This is a genomic window from Acrocarpospora catenulata (assembly GCF_018476525.1).
Classification (GTDB): Bacteria; Actinomycetota; Actinomycetes; order Streptosporangiales; family Streptosporangiaceae; genus Acrocarpospora; species Acrocarpospora catenulata.
In genome coordinates this window covers 48,140-64,003 of sequence record NZ_JAHCST010000042.1, presented here as the reverse complement: position 1 = coordinate 64,003, position 15,864 = coordinate 48,140, and the positions used below count along the sequence as shown (strand labels likewise).

At 69.2% G+C, this 15,864-nt stretch carries 15 protein-coding genes; all 15 read left to right on the top strand.

Going from position 1 to position 15,864, the window contains the following annotated elements; translation table 11 throughout:
* Nucleotides 1-83: 83 nt before the first annotated feature.
* The 15 genes from KIP79_RS31775 (at nt 84) to KIP79_RS31705 (ending at nt 15,829) form a co-directional block, all read left to right on the top strand.
* Nucleotides 84-1,721, top strand: coding sequence for a ferritin family protein (locus KIP79_RS31775; protein WP_214108648.1), 1,638 nt, complete (start codon nt 84-86; stop codon nt 1,719-1,721).
* A 75-nt stretch (nt 1,722-1,796) separates the two neighbouring features.
* Nucleotides 1,797-2,801, top strand: a complete 1,005-nt coding sequence (locus KIP79_RS31770; protein ID WP_214108647.1) for an FAD-binding oxidoreductase — start codon at nt 1,797-1,799, stop codon at nt 2,799-2,801.
* A 23-nt stretch (nt 2,802-2,824) separates the two neighbouring features.
* Nucleotides 2,825-3,934: an aromatic/alkene monooxygenase hydroxylase subunit beta gene (locus KIP79_RS31765; RefSeq protein ID WP_214108646.1), complete on the top strand. Its 1,110-nt coding sequence runs from the start codon at nt 2,825-2,827 to the stop codon at nt 3,932-3,934.
* A complete protein-coding gene (gene mimD, locus KIP79_RS31760; RefSeq protein ID WP_214108645.1) occupies nt 3,931-4,275 on the top strand; it encodes a propane 2-monooxygenase effector subunit MimD in 345 nt (114 codons plus the stop codon). The genes KIP79_RS31765 and mimD overlap by 4 nt, the downstream gene beginning before the upstream one ends.
* A 12-nt stretch (nt 4,276-4,287) precedes the next feature.
* A complete protein-coding gene (locus KIP79_RS31755) occupies nt 4,288-5,310 on the top strand; it encodes an amidohydrolase family protein (RefSeq protein WP_214108644.1) in 1,023 nt (340 codons plus the stop codon).
* Nucleotides 5,307-5,987, top strand: coding sequence for a metal-sulfur cluster assembly factor (locus tag KIP79_RS31750; RefSeq protein ID WP_214108643.1), 681 nt, complete (start codon nt 5,307-5,309; stop codon nt 5,985-5,987). Before KIP79_RS31755 ends, KIP79_RS31750 begins: the two co-directional genes overlap by 4 nt.
* Nucleotides 5,988-5,992: 5 nt before the next feature.
* Nucleotides 5,993-7,009: an NAD(P)-dependent alcohol dehydrogenase gene (locus tag KIP79_RS31745; protein ID WP_443611866.1), complete on the top strand. Its 1,017-nt coding sequence runs from the start codon at nt 5,993-5,995 to the stop codon at nt 7,007-7,009.
* Nucleotides 7,010-7,024: 15 nt separating this feature from the next.
* Nucleotides 7,025-8,674, top strand: a complete 1,650-nt coding sequence (groL, locus tag KIP79_RS31740) for a chaperonin GroEL (protein WP_214108641.1) — start codon at nt 7,025-7,027, stop codon at nt 8,672-8,674.
* Between the two features lie 57 nt (nt 8,675-8,731).
* The gene (locus KIP79_RS31735) at nt 8,732-9,979 is read left to right on the top strand and encodes an Nramp family divalent metal transporter (protein ID WP_308169990.1); all 1,248 of its coding nucleotides are present in this window, start codon (nt 8,732-8,734) and stop codon (nt 9,977-9,979) included.
* Nucleotides 9,980-10,080: 101 nt separating this feature from the next.
* Nucleotides 10,081-12,690, top strand: a complete 2,610-nt coding sequence (locus KIP79_RS31730; protein WP_250214156.1) for an ATP-binding protein — start codon at nt 10,081-10,083, stop codon at nt 12,688-12,690.
* 77 nt (nt 12,691-12,767) lie between these two features.
* Nucleotides 12,768-13,568, top strand: coding sequence for a class I SAM-dependent methyltransferase (locus KIP79_RS31725; RefSeq protein ID WP_214108639.1), 801 nt, complete (start codon nt 12,768-12,770; stop codon nt 13,566-13,568).
* Nucleotides 13,565-14,281, top strand: coding sequence for an AzlC family ABC transporter permease (locus tag KIP79_RS31720; RefSeq protein WP_214108638.1), 717 nt, complete (start codon nt 13,565-13,567; stop codon nt 14,279-14,281). The genes KIP79_RS31725 and KIP79_RS31720 overlap by 4 nt, the downstream gene beginning before the upstream one ends.
* Nucleotides 14,274-14,597 (top strand): AzlD domain-containing protein, encoded by a 324-nt coding sequence (locus KIP79_RS31715; protein ID WP_214108637.1) that lies wholly within the window; start codon nt 14,274-14,276, stop codon nt 14,595-14,597. Before KIP79_RS31720 ends, KIP79_RS31715 begins: the two co-directional genes overlap by 8 nt.
* A 53-nt stretch (nt 14,598-14,650) precedes the next feature.
* The gene (locus KIP79_RS31710; RefSeq protein WP_214108636.1) at nt 14,651-15,100 is read left to right on the top strand and encodes an SRPBCC family protein; all 450 of its coding nucleotides are present in this window, start codon (nt 14,651-14,653) and stop codon (nt 15,098-15,100) included.
* Nucleotides 15,101-15,151: 51 nt separating this feature from the next.
* Complete coding sequence (locus tag KIP79_RS31705; RefSeq protein WP_214108635.1) at nt 15,152-15,829, top strand: hypothetical protein; 678 nt, start codon at nt 15,152-15,154, stop codon at nt 15,827-15,829.
* Nucleotides 15,830-15,864: the final 35 nt, after the last annotated feature.

Here is a 15,864-nt window from a genome sequence, read left to right as displayed (position 1 = left end):
CGTCTCAAGATGAGACGCTATGCCGACCTCGTCTCCGTTGTCATTGCCGTGTCGTGATTCCGACCGAAAAGCAGGGAGACGACGTGAGCCGACAGAGTCTCACCAAGGCGCACCAGAAGATCACCGAGCTCTCCTGGGAGCCGACCTTCGCGACGCCAGCCACGCGCTTCGCCACCGACTACAAGTTCGACAAGTCCCCGAAGAAAGACCCGCTCAAGCAGGTCCTGCGCTCCTACTTCCCGATGGAGGAGGAGAAGGACAACCGGGTGTTCGGGGCGATGGACGGGGCGATCCGCGGCAACATGTTCCGCCAGGTCCAGCAGCGCTGGATGGAGTGGCAGAAGCTGTTCCTGTCCATCATCCCGTTCCCGGAGATCTCGGCCGCGCGGGCGATGCCGATGGCCATCGGAGCGGTGCCGAACCCCGAGATCCACAACGGCCTGGCCGTACAGATGATCGACGAGGTCCGGCACTCGACGATCCAGATGAACCTCAAGCGTCTGTACATGAACCACTACATCGACCCCGCCGGCTTCGACATCAGTGAGAAGGCCTTCGCCAACTGCTACGCGGGCACCATCGGGCGGCAGTTCGGCGAGGGGTTCATCACCGGTGACGCGATCACCGCGGCCAACGTCTACCTGACCCTGGTCGCCGAGACCGCGTTCACCAACACCCTGTTCGTCGCGATGCCGTCGGAGGCGGCGGCCAACGGCGACTACCTGCTGCCCACCGTGTTCCACTCGGTCCAGTCCGACGAGTCGCGGCACATCAGCAACGGCTACTCGATCCTGCTGATGGCCCTGGCCGACGAGGAGAACCGGCAACTGCTCCAGCGCGACCTGCGCTACGCCTGGTGGAACAACCACTGCGTGGTCGACGCGGCCATCGGCACCTTCATCGAGTACGGCACCAAGGACCGCCGCAAGGACCGCGACAGCTACGCCGAGATGTGGCGGCGGTGGATCTACGACGACTACTACCGCAGCTACCTCATCCCGCTGGAGAAGTACGGCCTGAAGATCCCGCACGACCTGGTCGAGGAGGCCTGGAACCGGATCTACAACAAGGGCTACGTCCACAAGGTCGCGCAGTTCTTCGCCACCGGGTGGCCGGTGAACTTCTGGCGCATCGACGGGATGACCGACGACGACTTCGAGTGGTTCGAGCACAAGTACCCCGGCTGGTACAACCAGTACGGCCGCTGGTGGGAGGCCTACAACCGGCTGCGCCACCCGGGCGGCAACAAGCCGATCGCCTTCGAGAACGTCGGCTACGAGTACCCGCACCGCTGCTGGTCCTGCATGGTGCCCTGCCTCGTCCGGGAGGACCTGGTCGCCGACGAGGTCGACGGCCAGTGGCGTACCTACTGCTCGGAGACCTGCCACTGGACCGACACCGTGGCCTTCCGGCCCACCTACGAGGGCCGGGACACCCCGTCCATGGGCCGGCTGACCGGCAAGCGCGAGTGGGAGACCCTGTACCACAACTGGGATCTCGCCGACATCATCAAGGACCTCGGCTACGTCCGGGACGACGGCAGGACGCTCGTCCCGCAGCCGCACCTGGACCTCGATGACCCGAGGAAGCTCTGGACCCTCGACGACGTCCGCGGCCTGCCGTTCGCCAGCCCGAACGTCTCGCTCAACGAGATGACCCCCGAGCAGCGCGAGGCGCACCTCGCCGCGTACCGCGCGAACCCCAACGTCACGTCGGTCTGACCCCCAGCGTCCGGGGCGCGGTGGAGTCGCGGCTGCCGCGCCTCTCGGACAGAAAGCCCACGAGGAGACGACCACATGGGAGACAAGCACCGGGTCCGGTTCGAGCCGGTCGATGTGGAGATCGAAGTCGACGAGGAGGAGACCATCCTCGACGCGGCCTTCCGCCAGGGCGTCATGCTGATGCATGGCTGCAAGGAGGGCCAGTGCTCGTCGTGCAAGTCCTTCCTGCTCGACGGCGACCTGCAGATGGACCGCTACTCCACGTTCGCGCTCGCGGACTACGAGAGCGAGGAAGGCTACGTCCTGCTCTGCAAGGCGCACGCCTACAGCGACCTCGAGATCGAGCTGATCAACTACGACGAGGAGACGATCCGCGCCGGGGTGCCGCCCCGGCTGGTGGACACCGAGGTCGCCGCGATCGAGCCCCTCACCCACGACATCACCGCGCTGCGGCTCGTGCCGGTCGAGGAACTGCCCTTCCTCCCCGGTCAGTACGCCGACATCCGGATCCCCGGCACCGACGACGAGTGGCGCTCGTTCTCGATGGCGAACACCGGGCGGGACCGCCTCGACTTCATCATCAAGTGCTACCCCGGCGGCAGGTTCTCCGGGCTGCTGCGGGACGGCCTTCGCCCCGGTGACCTGCTCCAGGTGAAGGGCCCGTACGGCGCGTTCACGCTGCGGGAGAAGTCGGCCAGGGACATCGTCTTCGTCGGCGGCGGCGCCGGCATGGCGCCGATCCTCTCCCTGCTCACCCAGATGCGCGAGCAGGACGTCCGGCGGCGCACGCGCTACTACTACGGGGCCCGTACGGCACACGACCTGTTCCACCTGGACCTCATGGCGGGGTTCGAGAACGACCTGCCCGATTTCCGGTTCGTGCCCGTGCTGTCGGAGCAGGGCGGCGGACTGGTCACCGAGGCGCTGGACCAGGCCGAAGCCGACCTGTCCGAGGTCGACGCCTACCTGTGCGGCCCGCCACCCATGATCGACGCGGCCATCCCGCTGCTGGAGAGCAAGGGCGTGCCGCGCGAGCGCATCTACTTCGACAAGTTCACCACCACCGCTGGATCGCAGTGACCAACCAGAACAGGAGCACAGCCGTGGCGACTCCGACCGAGCAGCAGGCCCGCAGAAGTTTCCCCAAACCTGAGCTCACCGACGCCGAGGCCGGGGCGTTGACGTTCCCCAGTTCCACCAGCCGGGCGTTCAACTACTTCAAGCCCAAGAAGCTGCGCGCCTCGATGTACGAGGACGTCACCTTCGACGTGCAGCCCGACCCCGACAGGCACCTCACCCAGGGCTGGATCTACGCCTTCGCCAACGGCGACGCCGGCTACCCCCAGGACTGGACCGCCCTGCGTTCCGGCAACTGGCACGCCTTCCTCGACCCCAACGAGGAGTGGGAGCAGACCATCTACCGCAACAACGCGAGCATCGTGCGGCAGACCCAGCTCAACCTCGACAACGCGCGCCGGGCCGGTGCCTACCAGGTGTGGACGCGGAGCTGGAGCGAGTTCGTGGAACGGCACGTGGGCGCCTGGATGCACGCCGAGAACGGGCTCGGCATGCACGTCTTCGTGTCCGTGCAGCGGTCGGCCCCCACCAACATGATCAACACCATGCTGGCCGTCAACGGCACGCACAAGCTGCGCTTCGCGCAGGACCTCGCCCTCTACAACCTCGAACTGAGCGAGAACCTCCCCGACTTCGACGGGACGGCGCACCGCGCCGTCTGGCACACCGACCCGATCTGGCAGGGCGTGCGGGAGAACGTCGAGCGGCTGACGGCGATCGAGGACTGGGCCGAGGCGGTCTTCGCCACCAACTTCGTCTTCGAACCCCTCGTGGGCGAGCTGTTCCGCAGCCATCTGGTGATGCAGATCTCCGCCAGGAACGGCGACTACTCCACGCCGACCGTCATGGGGACCGGCGAGCACGACTACGACCGCGACCTGCGCGCCGCCCGCGCGCTCTTCACCGTCCTGCTGCGCGAGGAGAAGTACGGCGCCGCCAACGCCGAGGTGGTCGACGGCTGGCTGGCCAGGTGGGTCCCGGTGAGCCTCGACGCGACGCGGCGGCTCCAGCCGATCTGGTCGCAGCCGCAGGAGAAGGCGCTGCGTTTCGAAGACTCCCTCGACCGGGCCAAGGAACGCCTCCGCGGCCTGCTGTCCGACCTTGGCCTGAACGAGCCGAAGGAGCTGAACCAGTGAGTGCATTCGGTGCGGCGAACCCGACGTCCTCCAACATGTGCGGCGTCACGCTGATGAACAACCAGAACGGCCACGTGGTGGCCGACGTGATGCGCGGCAAGTCCGGCGTCACGGTCAGCGAGTACCCGTCCATGATCCGCGTGGACGGCGAAGGCAAGATCGAATTCGACTTCGACGAGATCTCCGAGGCCATCGGCTTCGAGTTCGGCCCCGCCGACTTCGAGGAGATCATGTCCACCCACTACGGGCGCATGGTGCACCTCGACGACCGCACCTTCCTGTTCGCCAACCCCGAGGACGCGGCGGAGTACATCGACTTCGACCTGCGCCCGATCCAGTAGAGGAGCCCCGGCATGTATCACAAGGACGGCGTGAGCTACTACGTGGTGGACGGCCACGTCCACTACTGGAACGCCAGCCCGGAGAACCGCAACAAGTACGGCGAGGGCTTCATCGAGTGCTTCTACAACTACCAGACGAGCCTCAGCCCGGCCGAGTGGATCTGGCCGTACGACAAGTTCTGCAAGTACACCGAGCAGGACATGATCCACGACCTGTTCGAGACGGGCTACGTGGACACGGCCATCTTCCAGCCGACCTACCTGCGCGACTTCTACCCCGGCGAGGGCTTCAACACGACCGAGCGCAACGCCGTACTGAAGGAGCGGCACCCGGACCGGTTCGTGCTGAACGGCTCCTTCGACCCGCGCGACGGGGACGAGGGCCTGCGCGTGCTGGAGGAGCAGGCCGAACGGTACGGGCTCAGGGGCGTCAAGCTCTACACGGCCGAGTGGAAGGGCGACTCCAAGGGGTACAAGCTCTCAGACCCCGCGGCGTACCGGTACCTGGAGAAGTGCCGTGAGCTCGGCATCGTCAACGTCCACGTGCACAAGGGCCCGACGATCTGGCCGCTCAACCGCGACGCCTTCGACGTGGCCGACATCGACGACGTGGCCACCGCCTTCCCCGACCTGAACTTCATCGTCGAGCACGTGGGGCTGCCCCGCCTGGAGGACTTCTGCTGGATCGCCACCCAGGAGCCCAACGTGTACGGCGGGCTCGCCGTGGCCATGCCGTTCATCCACACCCGGCCCCGCTACTTCGCCCAGATCATCGGCGAGCTGCTCTACTGGCTCGGCGAGGACAAGCTCCTGTTCGCCAGCGACTACGCCATCTGGAGCCCGCGCTGGCTGGTGGAGCGGTTCGTCGACTTCCAGATCCCGGAGGACATGCAGGGCGAGTACGGCACGCTCAGCGTGGCGGCCAAGAAGCGCATCCTCGGCCTCAACGCCGCCGCCCTGTACGACCTCAAGGTCCCCGCCGAAGCCCAGCTCGACTCCGTGCCCGCGGGCGCCACGGCCGGCGGCGGATCATGATCACCCGGCAGGCGGCCTGGGCGGCGCTCGCCCAGGTCCGCGACCCGGAACTGGACGAGCCCATCACCGACCTGGGCTTCGTGCGGAAGCTGCGGGTGGACGGCGGCGCCGTCCACGCGCAGCTTCGGCTGCCGACCTACTTCTGCGCGCCCAACTTCGTCTTCATGATGGTCGCCGACGCGGACGAGGCACTGCGGGCCCTGCCCGGAGCGGCCGAGGTGCGGGTCGAGCTCGACGACCACTTCACCGGGGGCGAGATCAGCGAGGGGGTGGGCCGCGGGTTCGAGGCGACGTTCCCCGGCCTGGCCGACGGGGACCTGGCCGACCTGCGGAGCGTCTTCCGGCGCAAGGCCTTCATCGCGGCGCAGGCCCGCCTCTGCCGTGACCTGCTCGCCCAGGGGTGGACCCCGGCCGACCTGACCGGCCTGCGGCTGGGCGACCTGCCGCCTTCTCCGCTCGCGGCCGACTACGAGCGGGCCCGCGCCGCGGTCGGCCAGCCGGTCGATCCCGACGCCTGGCTGCTCACCCAGCCGGACGGGAGCAGGGTCCCCGCCGAGCGCGTCGACCGCCACCTCCGCTTCGGCAACGCCCTGCGGGTGAGTGTCGAGGGCAACGCCGAACACTGCCGGGCGCTGCTGGCCGCCCGCTACTCAGATGATCTAGGAGGTGCCGCTTGAAGGCCGTGAGACTTCATCGCTATGACCGGGTCCCCCAGGTGGACCAGGTGCCGGAACCGGAGATCACCGGCCCGCTCGATGTCATCGTTCGCATCGGGGGCGCGGGCCTGTGCCGTACGGACCTGCACATCGTCGAGGGGCAGTGGCGGGAGAAGTCCGGCGTCGCGCTGCCGTACACGCTGGGGCACGAGAACGCCGGCTGGGTGCACGCGGTCGGGTCCGCCGTCGGCAACGTGGCGGTGGGGGACCCGGTCATCCTGCACCCGCTGATCACCTGCGGGCTCTGCCCCGCCTGCCGGGCGGGCGACGACGTGCACTGCACGGCCTCGGCCTTCCCCGGCATCAACACCGACGGCGGCTTCGCCGAACTGCTGAAGACCAACGCCAGGGCGGTGGTCAAGCTGGCGCCGTCCCTGGAACCCGCCTCGGTCGCGGCACTGGCGGACGCCGGGCTGACGGCCTACCACGCCGCCCGCAAGGCGGCACGGTTGCTGGCACCGGGGCAGCGGGTGGTGGTGATCGGCGCCGGCGGGCTCGGCCACATCGGCGTCCAGGTGCTGAAAGCGCTCAGCCCGGCACAGATCATCGTGGTCGACCGGTCCGCCGAGGCACTCAAACTCGCCGCCGACCTCGGCGCCGACCACGTCGTGCAGGCCGACGGCACGCAGGTCCAGGCGGTGCAGGACCTCACCGAAGGCCAGGGCGCCGAGGTGGTCCTGGACTTCGTCGGCGAAGGCGGCGCGATCGCGGACGGCGTCGCGATGCTCCGGCGGGCCGGCAGCTTCCTGGTGATCGGGTACGGCGGTGTGCTGTCCGTGCCGACGATCGACATCATCTCCACCGAGATCAACTTCGTCGGCAACCTGGTCGGCTCCTACACCGACCTGGCCGAACTCATGGCGCTGGCAGCCGAGGGCAAGGTGGCGCTGCACACCACCACCTACCGCCTGACGGAGTTCGCCGAGGCGCTGCACGACCTGGAGCACGGCCGCATCCGGGGCCGCGCGATTCTCGTCCCCTGATCACGGAGGTGTGAGATGGCGAAGCTACTGAGATTCGACGCCGAGGCGCGGCACCTGCTGGAAACGGGGGTCAACGCACTCGCCGACGCGGTGAAGGTGACCCTGGGCCCCAAGGGCCGCAACGCGGTACTGGAGAAGCTGACCGGCCCGCCCACCATCACCAACGACGGTGTGACCATCGCCAGGGAGATCCAGCTCAGCGACCCGTTCGCGAACATGGGCGCCCAGCTGGTCAAGGAGGTGGCGAGCAAGACCAACCTCGACGTCGGGGACGGCACCACCACCGCCACCGTCCTGGCCCAGGCCATCGTGCGCGAAGGGCTGCGCAAGGTGGCCAAGGGCGGAAACCCGATGCAGCTCAAGGCCGGCATCGAGCAGGCCGTCGACCGGGCGATCGCGGTGCTCCGGCAGTGGGCCCGCCCGGTGAGCAGACCGGAGGACCTGCTGCACGTGGCCTCGCTGTCGGCCAACAACGACCGGGTGATCGGCGAGATCATCGCCGACGCCATCGCCAGGGTCGGGTCCGGCGGCGTCGTGGCGGTGGAGGAGTCGCCGTCGCTCGGCATGGACGTGGAGTTCGTCGAGGGGCTGGAGTTCGACAACGGCTACGTCTCGCCGTACATGGCCACCGACCAGACCCGGATGGAGACCGACTTCGAGAACCCCTACATCCTGCTGACCAACGAGAAGATCTCCAAGGTCCAGGACCTCATGCCGGTGCTCGAACAGGTCATGCGCACCGGCTCCCCGCTGGTGATCGTCGCGGAGACCGTGGACGGGCCGGCCCTCGGCATGCTGGTGGCCAACTGCGTACACGGCACCTTCAGGTCGGTGGCCGTCAAGGCCCCGGGCTTCGGCCACCGCCGGCTGGCCCAGCTGGACGACCTCGCGGTGCTGGTCAACGGTGAGGTCGTCAGTGGCGATCGCGGTACCAGCCTGGCCAACCTGCGGCTGGCGCAACTCGGCCGGGCGGCCAGAGTGACGGTCACCGAGCGGAGCACGACGATCGTGGGCGGCGCGGGATCCGGCGACGACGTCACCGCCCGGATCGAGCAGCTCAAGGCCGAGCTGGCCCGCGCTGAGAACGAGCACGACGTGGAGAAGCTCCAGGAGCGGATCGCCAGGCTCTCCGGCTGCGTGGCCGTCATCAAGGTCGGCGCCGCCACCGGCGTCGAACTCAAGGAGAAACAGCACCGGGTCGAGGACTCGCTGGCCGCCACCCGGGCCGCCGTGGAGGAGGGCGTCGTCGCCGGCGGCGGCACCGCCCTGCTGCAGGCCAGGGCGCACCTCTTCGAGCTCGACCTGGACGGCGACGCCTCCGTCGGCCGCGACATCGTCGTCATGGCGCTGGCGGAACCGCTCCGCTGGATCGCCATCAACGGGGGCTACTCCGGGGACGACGTCGTCGGCAAGGTCGAGGAACTGGAGCCGGGGCACGGCTTCGACGTGCTGCGCGGCGAGTACGGCGACATGTACGTGCGCGGCATCGTCGACCCGCTCAAGGTCACCCGCTGCGCCCTGCAGAGCGCCGCGTCGATCGCCGCGCTGATCCTCACCACCGAGACCCTCGTCGTCGAGGAGGTCATCCGGAATCCGGGGGCGATCGTCGCCCCGGGGTTCGGCGACCTCGCCGAAGGCATGGTGAGACCGTCGAACATCGCGTGAGCCGAGCCCGCGGGGACGGGCCTGGCCCCGTCCCCGCATACCCCCGGAAGGCGTTCCGTGAAGTCCCCCGAAGTCTCGCCCGACACCATCCCCGTCCCCGCGCCCGGTGGCGCCAAGCAGCGCGTGATCGCCATGATGGGTCCCGCCTTCGTGGCCGCCGTCGCGTACATCGATCCCGGCAACTTCGCCACCAACGTGGAGGGCGGGGCCCGCTTCGGGTTCCTGCTGCTCTGGGTCGTCCTGGTGGCCAACGTCGTCGCCATGCTGCTGCAGTACCTGTCGGCCAAGCTGGGCGCCGCCACCGGCCGGACCCTGCCCGAGCTCATCCGCGACCGCTATCCGCGGCCGGTGGTGTGGGGGCTGTGGCTCCAGGCGGAGGTCGTGATCATCATGACCGATCTGGCGGAGTTCATCGGTGCCGCTGTGGCGCTGAACCTGCTGTTCGGACTGCCGCTGCTGCAGGGCGGAATCGTGACCGCCGTCGTCTCCTTCCTGATCCTGGCCTTCACGGCCAGGCAGCGCAGGTTCGAGGCGGCGATCAGCGCGATGCTCGCCGTGGTGGCGGGCGGGTTCCTCTACCAGATGCTCCAGGTCAGGGTGCCTTTGGACGAGGTGGCCTCCGGCTTCGTGCCGCGTTTCGATGGTCCGGCATCGTTGCTCCTGGCTGCTGGGGTGGTCGGTGCCACGGTGATGCCGCATGCCGTCTACCTGCACTCGGCCCTCACCCAGTCGCGGTTCGGTCCCGACCCTGGGGCTCGGCGTGGCACGCTGATCCGCGTACAGCGCCTGGACGTCGTGCTGGCCATGAGCGTGGCGGGCCTGGTCAACATGATGATGCTGGTGGTCGCCGCCGCCATGCTGTACGGCACGGCCGCCGAGCCGACGCTCGCGGGGGCGCACGCCGAGTTCGCGCAGAGCTCGGGTCCGCTGACCGCGCTGCTGTTCGCCATCGCGCTGCTCGCTTCGGGGGTGGCCTCCTCCAGCGTCGGCGTGTACGCGGGACAGGTGGTGATGCAGGGCTTCCTCCGGCGCCGAATTCCGCTGTACGTGCGGAGATGTCTTGCCGTGGTGCCTGCGCTGGCCGTTCTCGCGCTTGATGTGGAACCCACTCAGGCGCTTGTGCTCAGTCAGGTGGTGCTGTCGTTCGGCATTCCCTTTGCCCTGGTTCCGCTCATCCTGCTGACTCGGCGACGGGACGTGATGGGGGAGTGGGCGAACCGGAAGATCACCACTACCCTTGCCGCCTTGGCCAGCCTGGTGATCATCGCGCTCAACGCGGTACTGGTCATCCTGACTTTCGCGTAGTCGCTTCGCCGTGGGCGTCTGTGCGATCATGCGGCTGGCTTTGTCGGCGGGCGTGCGGTCAGGGTGACCCGGCTCGCCGGTGGGCGTAACGTCGCCCTGTGATGGACCTGCTTGAGCGCTCGTCGCTGCTGGACGAGCTGAGTGGCGTGCTGGCCGCGACCGCCGCTGCCGGCCACGTCGTCCTGATCGCGGGCGAGGCCGGCATCGGCAAGTCGGCGCTGGTCAATCGGTTCACCGAACGGCATTCGGGGGAGGCGCGCTTCCTGTTCGGAGCGTGTGACCCGCTGCTGACGCCACGGGCGCTGGGCCCGCTGCACGACCTCGGGCGCGAGACCGGGGGCCGGTTGGCCGCCCTGCTGGCCGACGGGAGCCCGCGCGAGCACCTGTTCGCCGCCCTCCTCGACGAACTGGACCAGCGCTCGCGGCGGCAGGTGGTCGTGATCGAGGACGCGCACTGGGCGGACGAGGCGACCCTGGACCTCCTGCTGTTCCTGGGCCGGCGAATCGAACGCACCCGGGCGCTGTTGATCGTCACCTACCGGGACGACGAGCTGACGGTCGAGCATCCGCTGCGTGCCGTACTCGGCAGGCTGCCGCAGAACACCGTCCGGCGCCTGCGACCGGCGCCGCTTTCCGAGGCGGCGGTGGCGGAGCTGGCCCGGCGGGTCGGCCGTCCCGCCACCGGGCTGCACGCCCTCACCGGTGGGAACCCGCTACTGGTCGGCGAGGTGCTGGCGGCCCGCGACGCCGGGGTGCCGTTGACCGTACGCGACCTCGTGCTGGCCCGGTTCGCCGGCCTGCCGCCCGAGGCGCAGGAGGTGGTCAGGCTGGTCGCGGTGGTGCCGACTCGGGCCGAGCTGTGGCTGCTGGAGGAGGCGATGGGCCCGAAGGCGGCGGCGGCCGACGCCGGTGTGGCGGCCGGGCTGCTGGTCGCGGGCCCCGACGCGATCGGGTTCCGGCACGAACTGCTGCGCCGGGCGGTGGAGAGCTCGCTGTCGGCACTCGGCCGCCGGGAGTTGAACCGGCGGGTGCTGGAGGTGCTCACCGGCACCCCCGCCGACGTCGCCCGGCTGGTGCACCACGCACGCGAGGCCGGCGACCTCGAGGCCGTACTGCGGTACGCGCCGGAGGCGGCCCGGCAGGCGGCCGCCGTGGCGGCCCACCGGGAGGCCGTCGGGCACTACCGGGCGGTGCTGGCACACGCCGAGCGGCTCCCCGCGGCGGTCCGAGCCGAGCTGCTGGAGGGGTACTCGGTGGAGTGCTACCTGTCCGGGCTCTCCGTCGAGGCGGTCTCGGCCCGCCAGGCCGCCCTGGACCTCCGCGAGGCCGCCGGTGACCGGGAGGCGGTCGGCGCTGGCCTGCGCTGGCTGTCCCGCCTGCACTGGTGGGACGGCAACCGGCGCGAAGCCGAGGTGGCAGCCGCCCGCGCCATCGCCGTACTGGAGACCCTGGAGCAGGGGCACCAGCTGGCGATGGCCTACAGCAACCTGGCCCAGCTGGACATGCTGGCCAACCGGTTGACGGCGGCCACGGGCTGGGCCGAGCGGGCGATCGAGATGGCCCAGCGGCTCGGCGACCAGGAGACGCTCAGCCACGCCCTGACCAACATCGGTTCGGCCCGGATCCTCGCCCGCGACCCGGCCGGCCGGGCGGACCTGGAGCGAGGGTTCGAGGTGGCGGTCGCCGCCGGACTGGAGGATCACGCCGCCCGTGCCCTGTGCAACCTGGCGACCTGCAGTGCGGAGATGCGGGACTACCGCCACGCCCGCCAGGACCTGGACCGAGGACTCGCCTTCGTCAAGGCGCACGAGCTGGCCGGATACGCACAGCACCTGCTGGGGCACCGCGCTCGCCTGCGCATGGATCAAGGGGATTGGCCCGGTGCCGGGCAGGACGCCGAGGCGGCGCTGACCGAGGAAGCGGTGGACGGCTCCTGGGTGGTGGACGCCCTGGTGCCATTGGGCCTGCTGCAGGCCCGCCGTGGCGACGCCACCGCAGCCGCCACCCTGCAAGAAGCGACCGAACGCGGTTTCGCCACCGCCGAGCTGCAATGGACCGCGCCGGTGGCCGCGGCCCGAGCCGAGTACGCCTGGCTGCAAGGCGAGGACCACCGCATCGCCGAGGAGGCCACCGGTCTGTTCGAGCGAGCCGTACAAGCGGCTCACCCGTGGTTCACCGGAGAACTGGCCAGCTGGCTGTGGCTGGCAGGAGCCCTGCCGGAGATCCCGGCGGTGGTCGCCGAGCCGTACCTGCTTCTGCTGACCGGGGACTGGCGCGCGTCCGCGGCGGCGTGGCAGGAGCTCGGGTGCCCGTACCAGCAGGCTTTGGCGCTGGCCTGCGGTGACCGGGACGCGGTGGTGGCGGCGCTGGCGCTGTTGGACGGACTGGGGGCCAGGCAGACGGCGCTGCGCGTGCGCCGCGATCTTCGGCGTCGTGGTCACCGGAGCATCCCCCGCGGTCCGATCCGGGCCACCGCCGCCAACCCGGCCGGTCTCACCGCCCGGCAGATCGAGGTGCTCGGGTTGGTGGCCGAGGGCTTGACCGACGCCGGGATCGCCGGTCGGCTGTCGCTGTCCACGAAGACCGTCGGCCACCACATTTCGGCACTGCTGGCGAAACTCGGCGTCGCGTCGCGCCACGAGGCCGTCGCGGTCGCTCGGCGGCTGGCGATCGTACCGGCCAAAAATGGGGAGCCGGACGGCGAGAGGTAGGGAAACGCTCCCGATCTCCCCCCGGGAGACCGGTTTTAGCGTTGCGCTCATCCGTGGTGACTGACAGGAGAAGCGCAATGGACATCCCCACCATCAAGCAACGGCAGCAGGCCACCTGGGCCGCGGGCGACTACGCGGCCGTGGGAACCCGGCTGCTGCTCACGGCCGAGTTGCTGTGCGAGGCCGTCGACCTGCGTGCCGGCGAGCGGGTCCTGGACGTGGCCTGCGGCAACGGCAACGCCGCCCTGGCCGCGGCCCGCCGGTTCTGCAACGTCGTCGGCGTCGACTTCGTCCCCGCCCTGCTCGACCGGGCCCGCGCGCGCGCCCACGCGGAAGGCCTGGACGCGACCTTCGAGGAGGCCGACGCCGAGGCCCTGCCCTTCCCCGACACCTCATTCGATGTCGTCGTATCCACCTGCGGCGCCATGTTCGCCCCCGACCAGGAGCAGACCGCCCGTGAACTGCTCCGGGTCTGCCGGCCGGGCGGACGGATCGGCATGGTCAACTGGGTCCCCGACAGCTACGTCGGCGAGCTGTTCCGCACCATCAGCCGCTACCTGCCGTCCCCGCCCGGGCTTCAGCCTCCGGTGCTCTGGGGCAGCCAGGACCGGCTGCGCGAACTCTTCGGCCCCGAGGTGACCATCTCGGCTCCGCGGCGAAGCTTTTTGTGGCGGTTCCCGTCCGCCGACCACCAGGTCGACTTCTTCACCACCCACTACGGCCCAACGAATCGGGCTGTCGCGGCGCTGGGAGCGGACCGCGCCGCCGACCTCAAGGCCGAGATGTTCGACCTGGTCAAGCGTTTCAACACCTCCGACGACGACACGGTGGTGCTCCGGATGGACTACCTGGAGGCGGTCATCAGGAGAACCGGGTGAACCTGCTTGACTCAGCCATCGGAAAGCAATCGCGCGCGCTGGCGGTCTACGCCGGTGCGCGCGACGCGCTCCCGATGGTGATGGCGCTCATCCCCTTCGCGCTCGCCGTGGGTGCGGCGATGGCGTCCACCAACGTGCCCGCGTTCACCGGATGGTCATCGTCCTGGCTCATCGTGGGCGGCAGCGCCCAGCTGGTGGCAGTCCAGATGCTCGACAGCGGCGCCCACGCCGCGCTCGTCGTGGCGATGGCCCTCGTTGTCAACATCCGCCACCTGCTGTACAGCGCCTCGCTGGCCCCCTACGCCCAGTCATGGCCGCGCAAGTGGAGGCTGCTCGGCGCCTACTTCCTGGCCGACCCGATCTACGCCCTCGCCATCGTCCGGTACGAGCGCGTCAACGAGCAGCCCCTCCAGCGGCTGCAGTACTACGCCGGCGTCGCCGCAGTCCTATGGTCCGGCTGGCTCCTGCTCACCGGCATCGGCGTCCTGCTCACCGGCGTACTGCCCGCCGCGTTACCACTGACGTTCGCCGTACCCCTGGGCTTCCTGCTCCTCCTCCTGCCCATGCTCAAAGACCGCCCCGGCTACGCCGCCGCCCTCACCGGAGGCGCCGTCGCACTCGCCACCACCGGCCTCCCCCTGGGCCTCAACGTGCTCGCCGGCGGCACCGCGGGAGCCATGGCCGGCGCCTACATCGGGAGTCGTCATGCGTGACTGGCTAGTCCTGCTGGCGGTGGGCGCCGGCACCTACCTGATGCGCGTCGCGTTCCTCCTCTCCCACCGCGCCGCAGCCCTGGCGGCGGTACGACGTACCCTCCCGCACATCGGCCCCGCCGTACTGGGCGCGCTGGTCCTGCCCGCTCTCATCCTGCCCAGCGGCTCCTTGTCCCTCCACGCAACGGCACCCACACTCATCGCGGCAGCCGCCTGCGTACTGGCCTGGCGGCGTACCCGCAGCACACCGCTGGCCCTTGTCGTGGGCCTGGTGACGGCATGGACCGCCGAAGCAGCCCTGTGGGCCTGGACTTGAGCCGCGCCAAACCGAGGAAGACCCCGGGAAGAACGAAACCCTAACGTCGAGCCATGCCAAGCGTGACTTCCGTCCTGTGCGTCGACCCCGACGCCGCCTTCGCCGCCATCACCGACCTGCCGAACCTGCCTTCCTGGAACGAACGCATCATCGCGGTGCCTGAAGTACCACCCGAGCTCACCCCCGACGCGGTATGGATCAGCCAGTTACACATACCGGGCTACACATGGCGATCACGTTCGCGGATCCTCTCTCTCGACCAGGCCACACGCCATTTCTCATACGTGTCCCAGACCGACGACGGCAACCCATCGCATACCAACTGGACGTGGCAGATCGCCCCCCACTCCAAAGGATGCGCAGTCACCGTGAAATGGACCCTCACACCGTTGACATTCTGGCGCCAACGCCTGCTCGTACATGTCCGCGGCTGGATGCTGCGGGACGAGGTCGCAGCATCCCTGAGAGCGTTGGAAGCACACGTCCTGACCATCCAGATCTAGACGGTGTTTCCCCAGGCGCCGCCGCAGTATCGCGGAGTCTGGTGACCGAGAATGATCAATGTGACTGCACACCCCGGCCCCCGACCCTCAGCCGAGATCCGTGCTTACCTCAGAACCCAGCTGAACAATATGCTCCGCCGGCCCGGCATGTACGGCCCGGAGGTGGCGCTGCGACTCTTGCTCGATTACCTGAGTTACGCGGAACGTGAGGAGGACGCCTGGGCGGAGGAACATGAGGCGCTGCATTCGCGGGGGGCGTTCAACGCATTCGGTGTGGCCGGAGCTTTCAGCAGCGTGATACCCGGCCGCGACGATAACGCCGTTGCCTCGATCTACGCGGAGTTCGCCCGGGATCGCGGCTGGCTGGACGTGGAGAGAACGCTGACAGGCGAGGAATACGCGTCCCTGCGGCGGGAACTCGCCACCTGGACTGCTCAGGACCGCATACTCGCCGATGTGCACGAGGCTTTTGGCCCGCCTAGCGTTCTCTTCGGCAGCACCAACCCCCACTTCGGCTCAACACTTGCCTACCTGACCGAACGTACGACGGAGCCGATGGTCTTCTTCCACCTCTGGAACGGAACCTCCGACGAACCGGTCCGGCGACCGATCTTCGACGAGCCCGTTCTCCTGGCGGTCCGGGTCGGACGCGGGCCCTTCGAGGACAGCTTCACGTTCACTCCGGAAGGAAACAGACGCCGTCCCGAGCCCCCAGATCTGTACGGGTGAGGACATGTCCGGTTCGTGGCGCGGATGGGAGCATC